The sequence below is a fragment of the Emticicia sp. genome, assembly GCF_049241225.1.
Classification (GTDB): domain Bacteria; phylum Bacteroidota; class Bacteroidia; order Cytophagales; family Spirosomataceae; genus Emticicia.
Genome location: NZ_JBMLRC010000079.1, coordinates 1 through 1390, shown reverse-complemented (window position 1 = coordinate 1390; position 1390 = coordinate 1). Strand labels below are relative to the sequence as shown.

Here is a 1390-nt window from a genome sequence, read left to right as displayed (position 1 = left end):
CATTGCGTGAAAAAGGCGTTCTGATTATTGGAAGTGGCTCGTTGATACATAATTTACAAATATTGGGTCAGAAAATGAGTATGGGAGATATGACGCCATTTGGTTGGGAACCCGAATACGATGCTTGGATAAAAAAGCAAATTGATGAACGTAATGTGGCGAACGTAATCAACTACGAAACAAGCCATAAACTCGGAAAAATGGCTGCACCAACGCCTGACCATTTTGTGCCTGTTTTGTATAGTTTGGGGCTGATGGATGCCAAAGACGAACTCAATTATTTTTACGAAGGAAAACCAAATCTGCCAGCCTTCAGTGAGCGAAGTTTTATTTTTAGTTGATGGTGGTTTATGGGTGACACACTTCGTTTTTTATGAAGTGTGTCATTTCATTTCTTGATAACTGCGAACAGGATGTTCGCACCACATTAAACATATTTCTTCCATTTAAAATAAATCCAAAGACCAATAGAAATACCAACCATACTGCCGAGCGTGTAGAAATAGCCATTTGGGTGATGAAGCTCAGGCATATTATCGAAATTCATGCCGTAAATACCCGCAATGAAGGTCAGAGGCATGAAAATAGCGGTAAAAACGGTGAGTGTTTTCATGACCGAATTCATTTTATTACTCAAACTTGTGAGGTAAATATTCTGAATATTTTCAATCATTTCTCGGTACGATTCAATCGTTTCGAGGGTTTGCATAATATGGTCATACACATCACGCAAGTAAATGATTGTGCTGGTTTGAATCAAATCAGAAGTATCACGAGTAAGTGAGCCGAAAATATCTCGGAGTGGCAAAACTGCTTTGCGAATTTGCATCAATTCACGGCGAAGTTCGTAGAGTGCCGTTTGGTCGTCTCGGTGCGGATTTTCGATGATTTTTATTTCTAATTCCTCCAGTTTTTCACTAAATTTTTCGAGAACAACGAAGTAATTATCCACCACCAAATCGCAGAGCGAATAAAATAAATAATCAGCTTTGCCTTTGCGAGTTTTGCCTACCGACGCTTTTAGACGAGCAAAAATCGGAGCAAAAACATCAGATTTGTGCATTTCTTGAAACGAAACTACGTAGTTTCTGCCCAAAACGAGTGCTACGTGTTCGGTTTCAACTTCGTTGAGGGCTTCGTTGAATTGTAGCATTTTCATTATCACAAATATATTTTGCTCGCCGAAATGCTCCAGTTTGGGTTTCTGCTCGGTGTTTAGTACATCTTCGAGCAAAAGTGGGTGTAAATGATACTGTTTGCCTATTTCTTCAACAATTTGTACTTCATGCACGCCATCAACATCGAGCCAATTGACGTGGTTTTCGATGGGCGAAAGCTTACATTCACTGATAGATTTTACTTCTTTTTGCTGATAAATTTCATCATTAAA

2 protein-coding genes are annotated in these 1390 nt (G+C 39.0%); one reads left to right on the top strand and one right to left on the bottom strand.

Annotation, left to right across the window (positions count from 1 at the left end):
- The coding region (locus tag ACOVO2_RS05095; RefSeq protein ID WP_421768925.1) for a dioxygenase at positions 1–341 on the top strand (341 nt) is incomplete at its 5' end.
- Positions 342–427: 86 nt separating this feature from the next.
- Here ACOVO2_RS05095 and corA read toward each other — a convergent pair.
- A partial coding sequence (gene corA, locus ACOVO2_RS05090) for a magnesium/cobalt transporter CorA (RefSeq protein ID WP_421768924.1) occupies positions 428–1390 on the bottom strand: 963 nt, incomplete at its 5' end.